Below are 18980 nucleotides of genomic sequence, written 5' to 3'. Positions count from 1 at the left end.
ATGGAGGGGCGCCAAAGTGGCGATGCCGAGCGTCTTGTGCCGAGGCCTTGTCGCAGATCGATCGTCAACCTTGGCCGCAGCCTGAGGGTTCCTCCATTTCAGAGGAGCGTGTTTATGCTCTCAGGCAGCGCCTTTGTGAGCGTCGGCGATCTTTTCCGCCATCATGATCGTCGGGAGGTTCGTGTTCGCACAGGGAATCGTGGGCATCAGCGATGCATCGCAGACGAACAATCCTTGCAACCCACGCACCTGTCCCGTGGCATCCGTCACCGCCATCCTGTCCCCGTCGGGACCCATGCGGCACGTGCCGGACGGATGCCAGACGCCGCCGACGGTTTCGGCGATATAGGCCTCGAGCTCGCCACGGTTGCCGACCAGCCTGAGGGGATCGTCGTAGTTCGACAGCATATGGGGAAACACCTTCTCGCGCAGCCGGCCGATCAGATCGAGGCCCACCGCTCCGATCCCAGTGATGACGGCGCCGCGCGCGCTCGGTTTGGAAAAACGCTTGCCGATCTCCGACATGCCGCCGGCATAAACACCGGAGACCACCGAATTCACCGCCGGGTCGAGCGCCAGGCTCACGGCGCGCTCGAAGGCATCGGCCAGGCGTACGAGGTCGCGCCGGTCGGAAAGCATGCGGAAATCGATGCGCGGCGGACCGTCCGGGGATGCGGGATCGAGCAGGAGCTGGCCACGCGAATAGGACTTGTTCACCCAGAAGAAGACGGAACCGAGCTGGCGGCCCACGGCATGCCAGGCTGCGCGGGTGACGAAGTTCATATGCATGTCGCCCGGCGGACATCCCTCCAGGCCGGAGGAGAAGCGATAGCCGATGGGAATGTGGTAGTCGGGCACGCCCCGCTGGCGTGCGGCCGGCCTGAGAAAGGGCACGATACCGGCCGAGGGATGCTCCATCAGGTTCTGGCCGACGCCGGGCAGGTGATGCAGGGCCTCAATGCCGCAATCGCCCAGATGGGGGGCCGGACCGATGCCCGAGCGCATGAGGACGGCGGGCGAGGACAGCGCGCCGGCGCTCAGCACCACCCGGTTCGCCTGCACGATCTGGCTGGCGCCTCCCCGCACGGCGATCACACCAACGGCCTTGCCATCGGCCAGGACGATGCGGGAGGCGGTGGTGTGGGTACGGATTTCCAGATTGGGGCGCGCCCTGACCTGCGGCGTCAGATAGGCCCAGGCCGTGCTGACGCGACGGCGCTGCTCGTCCATGTTGACGGCCATTTCAAAAGTGCCCTCCTCCCAAGCGCCGTTCTGGTCCGGCAGGAAGGCAATGCCGCGCGCCTTGCAGACCGCCAGCATGGCACGGGTGAAGGGCGTCCAGATCTCCTCGCCGCGCCGACGGATTGGAAACGGACCGCTCCTGCCGTGAAAATGATTGTCGAAATCGAGGTCCCGCTCGAGCTTCTTGAAATAGGGAAAGCAGGCCTGCCACGACCATCCTTCCAGGCCCATGTCCCGCCATTCGTCATAATCGAACGGGGCGCCGCGATTGGCGCCGATGCCGTTGATGGCCGACCCGCCACCCAGGACCCGGGCCTGTTCATAGCGGGTGCTCTTGCTTTCCGGCCGGTTGGAACCGCCATAGGGCAAGGATGCCTTGAGGCCGTCCCAGGTGTAGCGCGGATTGCAGTAGGCAATGCCGGGATAGGGCGAGGCAAGATCGGGAAAGTCCTCCGGGCGCGCCGCATCCATGCCCGCCTCCAGAAGGATCACGCGGACGGCCGGATCCTCGGTCAGCCTGGCGGCAAGCACGCAACCCGCCGACCCGCCGCCGACAATGACATAGTCCACCCTGTCCGGCTCGGCGGCGGTCATGGCGATGCTCCTGTTGCAGATCCTGGCTGAGGTTCTATTGGGCGAGGTCGATCGTCATCGTCTTGAGGTCGCACATCTCCATGAGCGTGTGCCGCCCGCCGGTCCGGCCCAGGCCGCTTTGCGTTCCCGCCGCGCCGCCCGCCGGGATATGGGGTTCCCAGTAGCAGCTCTTCTCGTTGACGTTGACGATGCCGACCCTGAGGCTTTCGGTATAGAAGAACGCCTTGGCGATGGTGCTGGTGAAGACGGCGGCCGAGAGCCCGAACGGGCTGGAGGCGGCAAGCTCCAGCGCCTCCTCGTCGGTGTCGAAGGCCAGCACCGGCGCCACCGGACCGAAGGATTCCTCGATATTGAGCAGGCTTTCGCGCCCCAGCCCGGTAACCACCGTCGGCTCGAAATAGAGATTTGTCGGCATGCCGGCAGCGATCCTGCCGCCGGTCACCACCTGGGCCTTGCGCGCCAGGGCATCATCCATATGACTCAGCATCTTATCGAGGCCTGCGGCATTGTTCAGAGGCCCCATGGTGGTCGCGGGATGGAAGGGGTCGCCCATGCGCACGGCCGCCGCCGCCTTGACCAGGCCGTCGATGAAGCGGTCATGCACGGATCGATGCACGAGGATCCGTTCGGTCGCGGTGCAGATCTGCCCGGCATTGGCAAAACAGCCGGCCCCGACCCTGGCGGCCGCCCTGTCGATATCGGCATCGGGCAAGACGATGGTGGGGCCATTGCCGCCCATTTCCAACAGCAGCGGCTTTCCCGCGCCGCGGCTTGCGATCCGCGCGCCCGTGGCCGAACTGCCGGTGAAGCCAACAGCGTGGGTGCCGGGATGGATCACGGCCTCGTCGCCGACTTCGGCGCCATCGCCCAGCACAAGATTGACCGCCCCATCCGGCAGGCCAGCCTCGATCAGGCACTCCATCAAAGCCACCGCGATCAGCGAGGTGGTGGGAGCGGGCACCCAGACCACCGTATTACCGGTGGCGATCGCGGGACCGAGATAATAGAGGCAGGGCAGTGCGAGAGGAAAATTCCAGGGCGTTATGATGGCGAAGACGCCCTTGGGCTGCAGGAAGCTGAAGGCGCGTTTGTGGGGATCGGCGACGGGAAAGGCCGACGTCTCCAGCCATTTCATCTGCTCGGCGGCGTTGCGAAAGCCGAGGGCAGCACCCGCGACCTCCGCCTTGGCCTCGGTATGGTAGGGCTTGCCCTGTTCGAGGCAGAGCAGGCGCGCCAGCTCATCGCCCCGCCGCTCGATTTCCTCGGCAATCTTCAGGCAGAGAGCCGCCCGGGCGAAGACGCCCATCCGGCGCATGGCTTCGCGCGCGCCGTCCGCCGCCTGCACGGCCCGGGAGACATCCTGGCGGGTGGAGAGTGCCAGATAGCCCAGCGCTTCGCCGGTTGCCGGACTGTCGATCTTCAGGAACCGGCCGGAACTGCCGGCTGTCCAGGTCGATCCGATACGATTTGTACCCAGTCGTAGACCTTGTTCGGGTTCGCTCACGATGGCCATGCCGCGCAGATGAGGCCCCTCGAGGGAAGATCTGAACTGAACGGTCACCATGAACTCCTTTGACCATAGTTGGACTGGATGGCGAGAACGGCCTCGCGGCTGCGGCTGACGGCGGCCTCGAACAGACGCGCGCCGGCCGAGGGCGAGGCCTGCGACGGCGTGCCGATCACGCCATTGTCCCGGATGGCCTCGAAGGGGCGCCATACGGTGATGGCGGGGGCCGCGAAAAGATGCGGGTCGGGCCAGCTCGGCGGTGTCGTCCCGGCGGGGATAAGATCCTCGCGCACGGTTTGCGGCAGCACATGCATCATCAGCGAGGTTTCGAGTGCGCAGGCATGGCCCGTTCCGCCGGCGGCGTCGGACAACACCTCCGTGGCAATGTCGGCAATCAGATCGAAATAGGAAAAGCCAGCGGACACCACGCCGTGCTGACCCAGCGTGGTCACCGCGACCTGGATGGCGGCCCTGTTGCCGCCATGCCCATTGAGGATGACGGGCAGGAAGCCATCGTTCCACAGGCATTCGCCGAGATCGGCCAGGACCGCGATGAAGGTCTGCGGACTGAGGCTCATCGTGCCGGGAAAGGCGCGGTGGTGCTGGGACGAGCCATAGGCGAAGGGCTCGCAAACCCGCATGCCCGCTTGCCCTTCGGCGACAGCCCGCGCCACCGCGCTCGCCAGCCAGATGTCGACGCCGAGCGGCAGATGCGGGCCGTGCTGTTCGACGGCGCCGGTCGGCAGCAGCGCGACGGGGCGCGAAGACTGCGAGGCTGCCAGCGCCCGCACATCGGGGCTGGTCATGGCGGCAAAGGCGGATGACCCCGGGCCATCCTGTCCGGGAAGAGGTATCGTCATCGGGCAATCTCCATGAGGCGGGCCTTGGCGTGGGTCATGGCCGCGTCGGCCAGCAGCGCCAGCATGATGATCGCGCCCTTGTAGAGCTCCAGGCTGGACGGGTCGGTCCCGAAAATACGTAAGGCAGTGGTGAGGAGGCTGACGATCAGCGCCCCGACGACCGCGCCCCAGACCGTGCCGCGGCCACCGAATATGCTCGTCCCGCCGAGGACAGCCGCAGCGATCGCATCCAGCAGCAGCGAGGTGCCGCCGATATTGGGCGTGACCACCGGCACGCGGCTGATCATGATGACGGCCGTGAGGAACGCGAACAGGCCCGAGGCGGCGTAGACCAGGATGGTGTGCCGCGCGACCGGGATGCCTGCCAGTTCGGCCGCGGCCGGATCGGAACCGAGCGCATAGGTGCGCAGGCCGAAGCGGCTGCGGCGCATCAGCACCATGGCCAGAAGCACGATGATCACCGTGGCGAAGATGACGTGGGGCAGGCCGAAGGAGCGTTCGACGCCGACGAATTTGAGCACGGGCTCTCGAACCACCAGCACGCCCTTGGAGGCGACGGCCAGCGTGGCGCCCTGCAGGGCCACCATGGAGGCCAGCGTCGTCACGAAGGGCGGTATGCGCAGAAGCGCGATCACCAGGCCGTTCGCCAGCCCCACCAGGAGCATGGCGCACAGCCCGATCGCCAAGGAGCCCGCCAGCCCCGTTCCCATGTCGATGAGGCTCGCGACCAGCACGGCGCAAAAGGCGACGCCGATGCCGGCCGACAGATCGATGCCGCCCGTCAGCAGCACGATCATCGCGCCGAGTGCCAGCACGGCCACGGGCGTGGCTTGCGATACGATGTTGATCAGGCTCTGGCCGGACACCACCCTGGGATCCAGCGAGCCGAAGACGATGGTCAATCCCGCCAGCAGGATCAGCGGGGAAAGATCGAGAATGCGCGGCAACATGCCTTTCCTCATCGCGATCGTCATGTGCCGCTCCTATCGCTGCCGGATGTTTGCCAGGGGACCGGCCGGTTTGGCCGTCGCACGATCGCCGAATGCCAGCGCCATGACCTGTTCTTCGCTCGCCCCGCGCGCGAGTTCGCCGACCGAATGGCCTTGGCGCATGACCACGATGCGATCGGCGACGCCCAGCACCTCCGGCAGTTCGCTCGACACCATCAGGATGGCAGCGCCCTCTTGCTTGAGCCTGGCGATGAGGCGGTGCAGCTCGGATTTGGCACCGACGTCGACGCCGCGCGTCGGTTCGTCGAGCAGGATGATCCTGGGTTTGGTCGCCAGCCATTTGCCGATCACGACTTTCTGCTGGTTGCCGCCGGAAAGCTCGATCGTCGCCTTCCCAGGCTGTGCCGGGCGCACGCCCAGCGAGCCGATCAGCTCGCGCGTCAGCGCGGCGATCCGCGCCGGGGAGAGAATGCCGAGGCGGCTATGGCCCCGGATCCAGGCCAGCGAAAGGTTGTCGCTGACCGACATGGTGCCGACGAACCCTTCCAGATGGCGGTCCTCGGGAATGTAGACGATGCCCGCGCGATTGGCGGCCTTGAGGTCCCCTCCCCGCTGGGGCTTGCCGAAGATGGTGATCGCCCCGGTTTGCGGCGCGCCCATGCCCGCGATCAGGCGCAGCACTTCCGAGCGGCCGCTGCCCATCAGGCCGGCCAGTGCGACGATCTCGCCGCGATGCACGTTGAGTGAAGCGGATTTGAGCCGCTTGCCGTCGGATAGCGCCTCGACCTCGATGGCCCTTTCGCCGATATCGGCCTGGCGATGGAGGAAGACGTCGCCAACGTCGCGTCCCACCATCATCGCGACGATCTCGGCCTCGCTCGTTTCGGCGGTGCGGCGCTCGCCGATGAACTTGCCGTCGCGCAGCACCAGGACACGGCTGCACAGATTGAAGATCTCCTCCATCTTATGGGAGATGTAGAGGATGCCGGCGCCGCGGGCCTTGAGCCTGTCGATCAGCCCATAGAGCTGGTCGCGCTCGCGGTTGGAGAGCGCGCTGGTCGGCTCGTCCATCACCATGAACCAGGCATCGGACAAGACTGCGCGCGCGATCTCCACCATTTGCTGCCGACCCACGGACAGCGTGCGAAGTTCGGCGTCGACCGCAATGTCGAGCGAGAACTCGTCCATGACGGCCTGGGCTTCGCGGCGCATCCGTGCCCGGTCGAGCAGGCCCAGGCGCGTGCGCGGCTCGCGGCCGACGAACAGGTTCTCCTCCACCGTCAGGTCGGGCGACAGGCTGAAATGCTGATGGATGACACTGATGTCGCGCGCCTCGTTGGAGGAATGAAAGTCGACCGTCTTGCCGTCGATGACGATCTCGCCCTCGTCGGGGCGATAGATCCCGGAGATGCACCTCACCAGGGTGGACTTGCCGGCCCCGTTCTCGCCGGCGAGCGCGACCACCTCGCCGGACGAGACAGTAAAGGACACGCCGTCGAGCGCCTTGACGCCCGGAAACAGCTTGCCGATCCCGCGCAGGACAATGCTGTGGGCACTGCCCCCGCCGGCGGGCGACGTGGCGAGTGCGCCATCGGTCCTCTTCGGTGCCGTGCGCCGTAAGTTGGAAAACAGGGAGGTCACGCTCTCGGGCTGGCTGGCCAGCACAGCCGCCAGGATCAGCGCCGCGGTGATGTAGTAGATGACGATCTGCGGCACCTGCAGGAAGGACAGGCCGGTATTGATCACCCCGAGCAGCATGGCGCCGAGCGCCGTTCCCCAGATCGAGCCTTTGCCACCCGACAGTTTCGTGCCGCCGATGATGGCGGCGGTGATCGCGGTGAATTCCAGGCCCGTGCCCGCCAGAGGCTGGGCGGAGCCGAGGCGGCCAATGGTGAGGATGGCGCCGAGCCCCGCCGTCGCGCCGGCGATGAGATAGACGGAGATGCGGACCGGGCCGACCGGCACCATCGAGGCACGGGCGGCCTCGGCATTGCCGCCAACCGCATAGATCCAGCGCCCGTAGACGGTGCGCTTGAGCACGAACCACCAGGCCAGCAGAACGACCAGGGCGATGACGACGGACACCGGCAGCAACCCGAACGTCTCCCGTCCGGCATAGAGCACGACAGGATCGGCGATGGTGATGCTCGATGCCCTGGACAGGCTGAGCGAAAGGCCACGGGCGAAAGCCATGGTGGCAAGCGTGGCCATGAACGGCGAAATACCGGCGAACCCGATCAGGATGCCGTTGAGGAGACCGATGAGTGCGCCGCTTGCGATCGCCGTCGCCAGCGTCAGCACGGCCGATCCGGAAGCGGCATGGACGAGGCCGGCGGCCACGCCGGCAAAAGCCAGCGTGCTGCCCACCGAAATATCGATGCCGCGTGCGATGATGACGGCGGTCATCGCGAAGGCGATCAGGGCAATCACCGAACTCTGCTGAGCGATGCTGACGAAATTGCCAGCCGTCAGGAAACGCGGATCGATCCAGCCGAACACGACGACCGCGAGCACGAAAACGAGGATCAATACCGGCTCGTTCCGCCTGAAAAGGCTCGATAATCTCAGCTGGGACATGATTTCCCCCAATAGGGACTGGGCCGGTCGTCATCTGCGGCGCGGCGAGGCGCGCTACCGCACACAGGCAGGCGGCTGCCGGCACGGATCGGCCGTGCCGGCAGGTGGCGTTCGGCCTATTTTCCGACCGTCATGGCCGAGACCGGCACCTTGGGACCGAGTTGCTCGGTGTAGTTCTTGGCCTCGATGGCCTGCTTGTCGGTGTTGATATGCTCGAAGTTCAACCCGGCTGCCTTGAGCTTCTTCGCGGTTTCGTCGGAGGTGACGAAATAGGTCGGCATATAGAGATCCTTCGGCAGCTTCTCGCCATTGGCCAGACGGGTCGCGACCGCGATGTTCCAGTAGCCGACGCGATTGGCGCCGGTGAGGACATCGAGCACCATCTTGCCGCTGTCGATCAGCTCCTTCATCTCGGCATCGCCGTCATAGCCGCCATAGATCAGGTTCGAACCCATCGAACTGGCGACCGAATCCGCCGCCAGGCACAGGCTGTCGGAGATGCAGGCGATCGCCTTGAGGTCGGGATAGGTCGTCAGCCAGGTCTGCGCAGCGTTCGTCGCCTTGGCGGCATCCCAATTGGTCGGCTCGACGCCGACGATCTTGATCTTGGGATATTCCTTGGCCAGGGTTTCGACGAAGCCCTTTTCGCGGGTGTCGGACACGAAATTGCCGCGCGAGCCGACGAGCAGGGCGATCTCGCCCTCCCCGCCGAGCGAGACACCGATGGCACGGGCCACCATCGCCATGTTCTCATAGTCGGGATAGAGAGTGGAATAGTTGCCGTCCGCCTCCACCTTGTTGCCCATGGTGACAACGGGGATACCGGCTGCGAGCGCCTTCTTGATCACCGGTACCAGGGCGTTCTTGTCGAGCGGGTCGACCAGAATGGCGCTGACGCCCTGGTTGATGAAGTTCTCGATGATGGCCACTTCCTTCTCGAGGCTTCCTTCCGCGCTCTGCCAGGTGGAGCGCACGCCATAATCCTTGGCAGCGACGTCGCCCGCCTCCTTCATGCGCACATAGAAGGAGTTTTGCAGGTCGATGGCGGCGACGCCGAGGACCTTGTCCTTGGCCTGCGCCAAAGACGGCATGGCAAGCGCGAACGCGAGCAGCGCCGCCGATGTCTTGAAGATGCTACGCATATGAACTCCTCCTTTGCCTGGATGGCCTTTGGTCTGGACTTTTACGTGCTTCTTGTTTGGACGTACTTCTTGTTTGAACGTGCTTCTTGTTTGCCTTGGCCGTGCGCCGCCTTCCTGCGAGGCGTTCCCGGCGGCATGAGATGCGGCGCAGCATTGCGCCGGTCGTGCAAAATCCTCCCTCAGGCGGAAAGCCCGTCCACGCCCGCGCCGCAGACCAACCCGGCGACGCGTTCGCCGGGTTTGGGCCTGACAGCACCGGCCATCAGCGCCGCCAGCGAGGCCGCGCCGCTTAGATCCGCGGCGATGCCGAACTCGAACCAGAGAAGCTCGGCAGCGCGTTGCATCGCCTCGTCGCTGACCAGGACGATGTCATCGACATGGCGCCGTGCGATCTCGTAGATGCTCTCATCCGTGCGGCCGCAGGCCATGGTGGCGACGCGCGTGGTCACTTGCGGCAGACGCACGACATGGCCGGCAGCGAAACAGGCATGGAGGGTCGGCGAACCCACCGGCTCCACGCCGACGATGCGGGCCTTCGGCTTCATCGCCTTGACGACCTGCGACACCCCGGCGATGAGGCCGCCACCACCGATGGCGATGATGTAGAGATCGGCGTCCGGAATCTGCTCCAGCATTTCGACGCCGATGGTGCCCTGCCCCGAAACGATGGCATCGTCGGCGAAGGGGTGCATGTAGAAGGCGCCGCTCTCCCGGGCATGGGCCGTCGCGGCCTGGTGGGCCTCGTCCCATACGGCGCCGGCATAGCGCACCTCGGCGCCCAGTTTGCGCAGCTTCTGCTCCTTGAGCGGGCTGGCATTGGTCGGCAGGAAGATGGTGGCCGGCACGCCGCTCTGGCGGGCCATATAGGCGGTGGCCAGGCCATGATTGCCGCCGGAGGCCGCGACAAGACCCTTGGCGATCGCATGGGCGGACAGCGATTTGACCCGATTGACGGCGCCGCGGATCTTGAACGAGCCGCTGACTTGCAGGCACTCGAGCTTGAGATGGGTGCCGCTCGGAATGGTGGCGTCGGAGCAATGCTCGAGCCTGAGAACGGGCGTCCTGCGGATATGGGGCCTGACGCGCTCGACGGCGGCCTTGATCGCCTCAACGCTCATCGGCTCGCCCCTTCATTGCAAGCGCCTCGGGATATTCGTCGGCGATGACGAAGCAGCAATTGCCCGGCCTGACCCGGCCCGGCTGGCGCTTGGCGAAGACAACGCCGTCAATGGCGTAGCGAAGCTCGACAGGCTCGCGGGCCGGCGAGCGCGGGAAATGGATGCGGCCGGCAAGCTCGCCTTTCCTGGCAATCGTACCCAATTGGCCGATCGGCTCGAACACACCGTCATCGTCGGCCAGGATATAACCCCGGCTGCCGGGCACCTTGAGCACGCGCTTATTGGCCCCTTGGGGCAGTTCGGGCGGCCCCTTCAGGACGCCGGCATGTTTGAGGACATTGCGAATGCCGCGCCGGCAGATGGCAAGGGCGTCCTGGCTGACCAGGCCTCCGCCGGCCATTTCGGTGCCGATGACGACGAGGCCCTGCAGATTGGCGGCGGCGGTCGCCGTGCGCGTCTCGCCCAGATTGTCGACCATGACCACGGTGGGAGCGCCGAAGGCGAGCGTCGCCTCGATGTTGAGCCGGTGTCCCTCGGGCGTCGGCGACGGCTCGATGATGGCGCTCGGCAGGATCATCAGCGAGGACCCGCCCGAATGCAGGTCGAGGAAGTAGTCGGCGAGCGGCATCAGGCAATCATGGACATAGGCCGCGATCTGCCTGGTGAGGGTACCGTCGAAATCGCCGGGAAAGCAGCGATTGAAGTTCAGCCCGTCAACTGGCGAGGTGCGCGTTCCAGCTTCGACGGCACGGATATTGATCGCGGGTATGGCGATGATGCGACCCGAGACTTCCGAGGGTTCGATGTCGCGCAGCAATTCGCCGAGCGCCAGGGGACCTTCATATTCGTCGCCGTGATTGCCCGCCTCGATGAGCACCGTCGGCCCGCTGCCATTCTTGATGACGGCCAGCGGCACCTGGACTGCGCCCCAGGCGTCGTCGTGGGGAGACTGGGGCACGCAGAAATAGCCGATCTGCTTGCCGGGCTGTTCCAGGTCGACGGTCGTGAACACACTGTTTCTGCGCGGGCTCACCGGCTTTCGGCGGGTCGGCTCCGAAGTCCCGGCCATCAAATCCGTCATGGGCTTCTCCCTTTCGCCCAGATGATGATGGTTTTATATATGATGTCAAGTTTGAATATAAAACCATAGGCGCAAGCCGAGAGAATTCTCTATGGTCTGCGCCCATTGAGGGAATCGCGCATGAGCAGCATCGAAGACCGGGAAAAGCCCGCCTATTCCGCACCGGCACTGACCAAGGGACTCGAGGTTCTGGAACTTCTGGCGGAGGCTGGGGTGCCCTTGACGATGAAGGAGATCGCGGATGGGCTCGGCCGGTCGAAAAACGAGATCTTTCGCATGCTGGTGGCCCTCCAGGAGCGCGGCTATATCGAGCGCGACCCGGAAACCGATGCCTTCTACCTGACCGATCGTCTGTTCAAGCTGGGGCTGCATACGCCGCGCCAGCAGGACCTCTTGACGGCAGCCATGCCGGAACTGGCGGCCATTGCGCTGGAATGCCAGCAATCGCCTCATCTGGTGGTCGTCAATCACGGCCTGACCGTCGTCATCGCCGCGGTGCCCGGCGGCGACGACATGTCCTTCACGCTGCGCCTTGGTTATGGACGCCTTGCGACGGATTCGACCTCCGGCCAGGTCGTGCTCGCCTTTCAGCCACCTGCCGTCGCCAGGAAGGTCATCGAGGAAAGCCAGGGGCGCAGTGCCGTCCCGATCGATCGTGCCGCATTGGAAGCCAATCTTGCCGCCATTCGTGCCCGAGGGCACGAACTGCGCTCAAGCCGGGATTTCGTCGGCATCACGGATATATGCTGCCCAATTTTCGGTGCCGACGGCTTCGCCGCCGCGTCCATCATCATCGCCTATGTCAACCGGCACGCCCACGACAACCAGGCTCGGCACGAAACCACGCTTGGGGTATTGCAGGCCTCCTGCAGTCGCATCTCGGCAAAACTCTCGCCCCGGCTGCGTGTTCAGCATCCTGTCTGATGCCGTCCTCCTCGCTCGCCGGTTCTCGATTCGTCGCTTGCAGAAGCGCTTTTCGCTGGCTCGGCCCGCGCGTGAGCCCGTGGAACAAACGGAAGGGCATATTCCGCCCTCCGGGTCAACGAGAAGCCGCGCCATGATGGGGTCTTCCATCCAACTGGTTGCGAAAGCCCCGCCCTCATACCATCGTGATCCGGCCGAACGCGACCAACCCGGTCGCATCGGGCCTACCCGCCGGGAGCGGCCAATCGCCCCCTCCCGGCGAGCGAGGTGGCTCACTTGGTCGCGGCGCTGATCCAGCGGTCGAACTCGCCCTGATTGGCAGCAATCCATTCGCCGGCGATCTTCTTCATGTCCGCATTTGTCTTGGCACCCTTGCCCAGGGCCCCCTCCCACTCGCTCCATGTATTCAGCGGCCACTTTGCCTGCGCAACGAACTTTCCGACTGCCGGATTGGCGGCCAGGAATTCCTTGTTGGCAAGGGTGCGCCAGTTCCATGGGCCGACAGCCATCCGGCACGGGTTCTGACCGCCGGCGCAGCCTGCGACATCCGGCACCTCATGCGTTTTCGGCTTGTTCACGCCCGGCGGCAGGGCGTCGTAGGGTATCGGCAGCCAGACCACGTCCTTGGCCGGCTTCAAACGGTAGACGATCCAGGACGGGCTCCAGGTGTAGAGCAGGATCGGTTCGCCCCGGTCGGCTCTGGCGAATGCCTCGGCAATCAGCGGTTCATACTTTGCACGGATCGAGCGCACAGTATCGCTCAGGCCGAATTCCTTGACCTGGAAATCGACGACGTCGCCACATTTCCAGGCCGGGTCGCAATTGATCAGATTGGCCTTGCCATCGCCGTCGCTGTCGAACAGCGCCGCGATTTTCGGGTCCTTCAATTGGGAGACATTGGTGATGTTGTGGGCTTCAGCGGTCTTCTTGTCGATCATATAGCCATTGATGCCGCCCCCGATGATCGTGCCGTCACTGATCAGTTCGGCAGCGTCGGCGACCTTCTCGATGGCCGGCTGGGCCTGCGGCCAGTTGATGTCGCCGGTCATGTCGAGGTCGCCTTGCGAAATGGCCTGCAGGATCGCCGACATGTTCATCGTGGACAGTTTGACCTCATAGCCGAGCTTTTCGAGGCCGGCGATCAGGATCTGATCCTGAACATAGTTCGCGCCGAGGCTGTCGGAGGACACGAAGCGAATGGTCTTGCCTTCGCCAGGGCTGCCCTGAGCCAATGCCGGTCCGGCGATCAAGGCCGAGAACAATGCCGCAGCGCAGGCAACGCCTTTCCATGTGGTGCGCAACACGATCATACGGTTTCCTCTTCTGGAGATGCTGCCGGCCTTTTTTGAGACAGAACCGGTTTGTCTGGTCGATGAGCTGGATGCGGGCGGGCCCGCGACGGCGTGATGGGGCGCAACAGCCGCGACAGCGTCGCCCGCAGGCTTCCACCCTCAGTCGCCCTGTCTTGACGGGCGAGGCCCTGTGTCATGCGGTCGAGCACCATGGCAAGCAGCACGATGGCGATACCGCCGACGGCCGCCATGCCGACATCGAGGCGGCCAAGCCCCTGCAGCACCACCAGTCCCAGCCCTTCGGCACCGATCATCGCCACGATCACCGACATCACCATCGCCGTCAGCACCGTCTGGTTCAGGCCCCCCAGGATCGTCGGCATCGCCAGGGGCAGCTGGACCTCCCACAGAAGTTGGCGATCGGTGGCGCCGAACGCCCGGCCGGCCTCGACCATCTCGGCATCGACCATGCGGATTCCCAGATTGGTGAAGCGGATCAACGGTGGCACCGCTGCCACGATCACGGCGACACCGCCTGCAATTGTGCCGACACCGAACAGCATGACCACAGGCACGAGATAGACGAAGCTCGGAGTCGTCTGCATCACGTCCAGAATTGGACGAACCACCGCCCAGGTGCGATCGCTGCGCGCGCACAGAACCCCGAACGGAATGCCGATGATCACACAGATCACGATCGCGGTGGCGATCAGGGACAGCGTCGTCATGGCATCGGACCACAAACCGATGAAGGCGATGAACACGAACGAAACGAGCGTGAAGATACCGACGCCACGCGAAGCGACGCGCCACGCAACCAAAGCAAACAGTACGGACAGGATCGGAAACGGGATCAGATGCAGCAGTCCATTGATCGCGTTGAGCAGCGTCTCGACCGGCCATTTGATCGTCTGGAACAAGGGACGGAAGTGCAGTGCCAGCCAGCGGACGCCGTCCTGGATCCACTGATCGAGCGGGATGACGTAGAGGTTTTGGACATCGAACATGGGGTCAGCCTCCCGTCATCCGGGACTGCGCGGGCGCAGCGGCAGGCGTTGCGATGCGTCCGAGAATCCGCACCGGGTCGACCCGGCCGAGGAACTGGCCATCGTCATCCACGACGGCAATGGGCCGATCGGCCCGGTAGATGCCGGCAATGTCGGCCAGGCGGGCAGTATGGCGAACCGCTTCGTAATCCTGCGTCAGCAATTTCCTTACATCCATGCCACGACGCAAATCGCCGATACGGGTACCGTCGATCACGCCGGCGATGCGATGGCGCTCGTCGACAACGAATGTGGTGCCGCTCTGGCCAGCCATGTCCGCTGTTTCATGGCATCCGTTCAGGGCCAGGGGCTGGCAAGGCTCCATGACGGAGGCGGCGTCGAACAGCCGGGCCCGGTCGATATCGCGGGTGAAGGCCGCAACATAAGGATGTCTTGGATCGAGCACGATCTCCTGCGGCGTTCCTTCGCGCATCACCATGCCATCGGCCATGATCGCGACGCGGCTGCCCAATTTGAGAGCTTCCTGGAAATCATGGGTGATGAAGAGGATCGTTTTTTTGAGCGTGCGTTGCAGACGCAGCAATTCGTCCTGCATCTCGCTGCGGATGAGGGGATCAAGGGCGCTGAAGGCCTCGTCCATGATCAGCACGTCGGCCTCCGTGGCCAGCGCTCGCGCGAGACCGACGCGCTGGCGCATGCCGCCGCTGAGCGCCTTGGGCAAGTGATTGGCCCAGGCCGACAACCCGACGACATCCAGGACCTCGAGCGCCTTCCTGCGGCGCTCGCCTGCGCCAACTCCACGCAATTTGAGGCCAAACTCGGCATTCTCGATGACGGTGCGGTTGGGCAGCAGCGCGAAGTGCTGGAACACCATGGAAACCCGGGTTCTGCGGATTTCACGCAGACGGGCCTCGCTCGTCCCGGTGACCGGCTCGCCATCGATCGTGATCGTGCCCGCATCCGGCTCGATCAGTCGGTTGATGCATCGCGCGAGCGTCGACTTGCCGGAACCGGACAGACCCATGATCATGTAGATCGATCCGACAGGCACCGAGATCGACACGTCACACAGCCCCACGACCTGCCCTGTTCTGGCCAGCACCGTTTCCTTGGTCTCACCCGACTTCAAAAGGTCCAGGGCACGATCCGGCGCGTTGCCGAAAATCTTGTACAGATTTCTGATCGCTATGCGGTCCGTCACGTCGTTCTCCGTTCCCCTGCAGGCCTTGCGCAAAGTTTTGGCCAATGCTGCATGCCGCCATTCCAGCCAGTAAAAGGCCCGCACCGAGGATCGTCTTCCATCGCGTCGGAGGAGCAGCTTGCCTGTGTATCCTAGGAAAGGCAGCATGCGCGGTTGCGCGGTACCATCGTAATTAGTTTTGGGACATCGTCGGGAGGAAATACGTGCTCGCGTCACTGACCAATCCAGCCCTTGTGGTCGTGGACATGCAAAACGACTTCGTTCGCATGGGAGCTCCCATGGAAGTGCCTGCTGCCCGCGGCACGATTGCGCCGATCCGAGCCTTGCTGGCTGGCTTCCGCAACCGCGGTCGCCCGGTGGTCTTCACCCGCTATGTCGCCGACATGCGTTACAGGCCGCTCGCAGCCAAGCTCGATTGGCTTGGCCTGCTCGATGCGCCGACCAGGGCCTGTGTGCCAGGCTTCCAGCGTAGCTATGGCGATGTGGACGGCACGCGCGACGCAGCCGCCGTCATCGATGAACTGCCGCCCCACGCCGGTGAGCCGGTTATCGACAAGGTCTATTTCAGCGCCTTCCACGAAACCGATCTGGACGCTCGGCTGCGTGAACGCGGCATCGACGGTCTGGTCTTTACGGGAACTGTGACCGAGATGTGCGTCGAGGATAGTGCCCGACACGCGGTGCACCATGGATACCCCACGATCCTGGTCAGCGATGCGGTGTCGTCAAATCACCCGCCGAGCCACCAAGCGACACTCGATGCTTTTGCCCGCAACTATGGCTGGGTCATGAACAGCGCTGAAGTCCTGGAAACGTTCGGAATGCAGGCAACGACGTAACCTCTCGAACATCCAGGCTAGCGCAGCGGTGAGAAACCCGTCGGTATCAGAATACGGTTTTCCAACGTGTCGATCGTCTCCGTCAACTTCGCCGTAAAAGCCTGCCAGGCGGGATCGGCGGCCAGCCGGCGACGCCGCTCGGCTCGGTCGTTCAAGTCCTGATAGCCCCACAGATGCACGACGTGATTCAACGGCCCGATCTCGGTCTGGAAATAGCCGATGAGGTTGCCGAGGATCGGCTGCTGAATGGCAAGGCCTTCCTCCCGCACCAGTTGGAGATAGCGCGAGAGCTTGCCCGGCTTGATCTTGTAGATACGCTCTTCGACGATCATGTTTCTTCCGGTGCCTCCCCGGCCTCCGCTGCCATCTCCTGACGTACGGTGCGGGCAACGCGGAAGGCTTCCACGCCCGCCGGCACGCCGCAGTAAACGGCGATCTGGATCAGTGCGGCCCGCAATTCCTTGTCGGTCAAACCGTTGCGGATCGCGCCGCGGAAATGCACCTTGAATTCATGCATCCTGCCCAACGCCGCCAGCATGCCCAGGTTCAGCAAGCTGCGCTGGGACAACGACAGACTGTCGTCGGTCCAGCACTGGCCCCAGCAATATTCGTTGAGGACATCCTGGAATGGCGCAGAAAATTCATCGGCATTCGCGCGTGCCGCATCCACATAGCCGTCGCCAAGAACGGTCCGGCGCACCTTTTCGCCCTGCGCCCGAAGATCCTTGTCCATGTCCAACTCCCGACCCATCAAGAAAGGAAACTTCGCATCAGCCGAGCGACCTCGGCCGGTGCCTCGATCAGGATCGAATGACGCTTGCCGGACAGGATGTCCAGCCGTGCGTTGGCAATGCGCTCATGCATGAGCCTGGCCATGCGCGGATTGGAGCCCTGGTCCTCCTCCCCCGTCGCAATCAGCGTGGGGCAGGCAATTGCACCGATTTCGTCGCCGAAATCGCTTTCAGCGAGCACTCGATAAGCCGCCGCATAGCAATCGGGATCATTGGCCGCATTGCGCTGGCGCAGCCTCGCCATCAGGTCCGGATTGGCGTGCTGGAATGCCTCGCTGAACCAGCGGCCGACAGAATTGTCATAATGCGAGCCCGGTTCCTTGGTCTGAAGCAAGCGCAGGCGGTTGAGCACACGTTCCTTCTCATCCTCGTTGCGACCGGCAACGGTGGCGAGCAGCATGAGGCTCTCGATACGTCCAGGATGATCAAGTGCTGCACGCTGGGCGATCAGGCCACCCAGCGAAAAACCGGCGAGCGCGAACCTGCCGAAGCCGGCATTGTCGGCCAAAGCGAGCAGCTCGCGCACGAAATCATCAATCTCGTAGCGCCCCTTTACCCGCGCCGAGCCACCGTGGCCGCGCAGGTCGAAGCGCAGGATGCGAAAATGCGGCGCAAGGCGCTCCACAACGCCGTCCCAGGCCTCGAGATAGGAACCAACCCCGTGCACGAGGACGAGGGGCCGCGTTCCCTCCCCCTCGAGCCGGTAGCGAATAGCGACGCCATCGATGTCGAGTGTGGTGTCGATCGTCGTGGATGCCAGCTTCATCATCATGCAATTGCCCGTGCCCGCTGCTTCGCGGCGTCGCGTTCGCGCGCCGCAAAAACCGGCATGACCTCGCGGGTGAACAGGTCCAGCGACTTCTTCTGCACCTCGATCGGCAGGTTGAAGGCCAGGCCGAGGCAGAACTGGTCAACGCCGGCGGCCTCATAGACCAACAGCTTCTCGATCACCTCGTCAGGCGTGCCGAACAGGAGGTTGTCGCGGATCGCCTGCGGATCGTATTCGCTGCGATTGGCAACCGTCTCATAGGGCACCGCCTTGGGGAAGCCGTTGGTCACCGTGCCGATATTCTGGAACAGGTTTTCGAAGGCGCGGCCATAGTCGATGCTGGCACGCACCGGCACTTCCCACTCCTCCGGGCGAGCGTAAACACAGCTCCGGCGCAACATCATGAAACGGGGACGCGCCACATTCGAATGGTCGGAGACGGCCTTGTTGAACTTGTCGGCCAGGATACCAACCTCGGCCATCGGCCGCGACAGCGGCGTCGACAGGATGTTATAGCCGTTGCGCACGGCCCAGTCGAAGGTGCCGGGGTCGCGCGCAGCCACCCAGATCGGGGGAGACGGCTGCTGCAAAGGCTTGGGCACGGAGGTCGCAAGCGGGAACTTGTAGTACTTGCCCTCATGGGCATAGTCGCCCGCCCATAGCTTTTGTACCGCCGGCAAGAGCTCCTGCATGTAGGCAACCCCTTCCTGCTGGGGAATGCCACCGGCCATGCGGTCGAACTCATACTGATAGGCGCCGCGGGCAATGCCGAATTCCAGCCTGCCTCCCGTGAGGTGATCGCAGAGCGCCGCCTCGCCGGCCAGGCGCAGAGGGTTCCAATATGGCGCCACCACAGTAGCCGTTCCCAGGCGAATCCGCTCGGTATGGGCGCCCCACCAGGTCAGGATCTGGAATGGATTGGGAGCAATCGTGAACTCGATCGTGTGATGCTCGGCGGACCAGACCGTCTCGAAGCCCCCGGCATCGGCCATGCGCACGAGCTCGAGTGTCTCGTTGACCACTTGCTGCATGGGCTTGTCGGGGCTGAACCGCTCCATGGCCAGGGCGATGGAAAACTTCATGACG

At 64.2% G+C, this 18980-nt stretch carries 17 protein-coding genes; 2 read left to right on the top strand and 15 right to left on the bottom strand.

Annotated elements, in window-relative coordinates; all coding sequences use genetic code 11:
• Positions 1-120 precede the first annotated feature (120 nt).
• From ABXS05_RS25695 to ABXS05_RS25660, 8 genes are all read right to left on the bottom strand, one after another.
• Entirely contained in the window at positions 121-1836 is a 1716-nt protein-coding gene (locus tag ABXS05_RS25695) for a GMC family oxidoreductase (RefSeq protein ID WP_367625817.1), read from the bottom strand.
• A 34-nt stretch (positions 1837-1870) separates the two neighbouring features.
• Positions 1871-3400 (bottom strand): aldehyde dehydrogenase family protein, encoded by a 1530-nt coding sequence (locus tag ABXS05_RS25690; protein WP_367625816.1) that lies wholly within the window; start codon positions 3398-3400, stop codon positions 1871-1873.
• Positions 3394-4203: a creatininase family protein gene (locus tag ABXS05_RS25685; protein WP_367625815.1), complete on the bottom strand. Its 810-nt coding sequence runs from the start codon at positions 4201-4203 to the stop codon at positions 3394-3396. The genes ABXS05_RS25690 and ABXS05_RS25685 overlap by 7 nt, the downstream gene beginning before the upstream one ends.
• On the bottom strand, positions 4200-5177 hold the full coding sequence (locus ABXS05_RS25680) for an ABC transporter permease (protein ID WP_367625814.1): 978 nt from the start codon (positions 5175-5177) through the stop codon (positions 4200-4202). Before ABXS05_RS25680 ends, ABXS05_RS25685 begins: the two co-directional genes overlap by 4 nt.
• A 9-nt stretch (positions 5178-5186) precedes the next feature.
• A complete protein-coding gene (locus tag ABXS05_RS25675; RefSeq protein ID WP_367625813.1) occupies positions 5187-7682 on the bottom strand; it encodes an ATP-binding cassette domain-containing protein in 2496 nt (831 codons plus the stop codon).
• 164 nt (positions 7683-7846) lie between these two features.
• The gene (locus ABXS05_RS25670; RefSeq protein WP_367625812.1) at positions 7847-8872 is read right to left on the bottom strand and encodes a sugar ABC transporter substrate-binding protein; all 1026 of its coding nucleotides are present in this window, start codon (positions 8870-8872) and stop codon (positions 7847-7849) included.
• A 179-nt stretch (positions 8873-9051) separates the two neighbouring features.
• Positions 9052-9990: a threonine ammonia-lyase gene (locus ABXS05_RS25665; protein WP_367625811.1), complete on the bottom strand. Its 939-nt coding sequence runs from the start codon at positions 9988-9990 to the stop codon at positions 9052-9054.
• Positions 9980-11071, bottom strand: coding sequence for a succinylglutamate desuccinylase/aspartoacylase family protein (locus tag ABXS05_RS25660; protein WP_367625810.1), 1092 nt, complete (start codon positions 11069-11071; stop codon positions 9980-9982). Before ABXS05_RS25660 ends, ABXS05_RS25665 begins: the two co-directional genes overlap by 11 nt.
• Before the next feature lie 120 nt (positions 11072-11191).
• Between ABXS05_RS25660 and ABXS05_RS25655 the strand changes: the two genes are divergently transcribed.
• Positions 11192-11995, top strand: coding sequence for an IclR family transcriptional regulator (locus tag ABXS05_RS25655; protein ID WP_149250228.1), 804 nt, complete (start codon positions 11192-11194; stop codon positions 11993-11995).
• Positions 11996-12267: 272 nt separating this feature from the next.
• Here ABXS05_RS25655 and proX read toward each other — a convergent pair whose 3' ends face one another.
• From proX to ABXS05_RS25640, 3 genes are read right to left on the bottom strand one after another with little or no spacing between them, the layout of a single operon-like run.
• Positions 12268-13305: a glycine betaine/L-proline ABC transporter substrate-binding protein ProX gene (gene proX, locus ABXS05_RS25650; RefSeq protein ID WP_311939634.1), complete on the bottom strand. Its 1038-nt coding sequence runs from the start codon at positions 13303-13305 to the stop codon at positions 12268-12270.
• Positions 13302-14294, bottom strand: coding sequence for an ABC transporter permease (locus tag ABXS05_RS25645; protein ID WP_367625809.1), 993 nt, complete (start codon positions 14292-14294; stop codon positions 13302-13304). The genes proX and ABXS05_RS25645 overlap by 4 nt, the downstream gene beginning before the upstream one ends.
• 4 nt (positions 14295-14298) lie before the next feature.
• Complete coding sequence (locus ABXS05_RS25640) at positions 14299-15495, bottom strand: quaternary amine ABC transporter ATP-binding protein (RefSeq protein ID WP_311939639.1); 1197 nt, start codon at positions 15493-15495, stop codon at positions 14299-14301.
• 203 nt (positions 15496-15698) lie between these two features.
• On the opposite strand from ABXS05_RS25640, the gene ABXS05_RS25635 reads away from it, so the two are divergent.
• Positions 15699-16334 carry a cysteine hydrolase family protein gene (locus ABXS05_RS25635; protein ID WP_311939640.1) on the top strand — a complete coding sequence of 212 codons (636 nt, stop codon included), beginning with the start codon at positions 15699-15701 and terminating at the stop codon, positions 16332-16334.
• Positions 16335-16351: 17 nt separating this feature from the next.
• Here the strand turns inward: ABXS05_RS25635 and ABXS05_RS25630 are convergent, their stop codons facing one another.
• From ABXS05_RS25630 to ABXS05_RS25615, 4 genes are read right to left on the bottom strand one after another with little or no spacing between them, the layout of a single operon-like run.
• Entirely contained in the window at positions 16352-16666 is a 315-nt protein-coding gene (locus ABXS05_RS25630; protein WP_367625808.1) for an NIPSNAP family protein, read from the bottom strand.
• Positions 16663-17067 carry a carboxymuconolactone decarboxylase family protein gene (locus tag ABXS05_RS25625; protein ID WP_311939645.1) on the bottom strand — a complete coding sequence of 135 codons (405 nt, stop codon included), beginning with the start codon at positions 17065-17067 and terminating at the stop codon, positions 16663-16665. The genes ABXS05_RS25630 and ABXS05_RS25625 overlap by 4 nt, the downstream gene beginning before the upstream one ends.
• A 17-nt stretch (positions 17068-17084) precedes the next feature.
• Complete coding sequence (locus ABXS05_RS25620; protein ID WP_367625807.1) at positions 17085-17897, bottom strand: alpha/beta fold hydrolase; 813 nt, start codon at positions 17895-17897, stop codon at positions 17085-17087.
• Positions 17894-18976, bottom strand: coding sequence for an LLM class flavin-dependent oxidoreductase (locus ABXS05_RS25615; protein ID WP_311939649.1), 1083 nt, complete (start codon positions 18974-18976; stop codon positions 17894-17896). Before ABXS05_RS25615 ends, ABXS05_RS25620 begins: the two co-directional genes overlap by 4 nt.
• Between the last annotated feature and the right edge of the window lie 4 nt (positions 18977-18980).

Origin of the sequence: Labrys neptuniae (assembly GCF_040797145.1) — a bacterium.
Lineage (GTDB): Bacteria > Pseudomonadota > Alphaproteobacteria > Rhizobiales > Labraceae > Labrys > Labrys neptuniae.
This window is presented reverse-complemented; position numbering and strand designations above follow the sequence as displayed.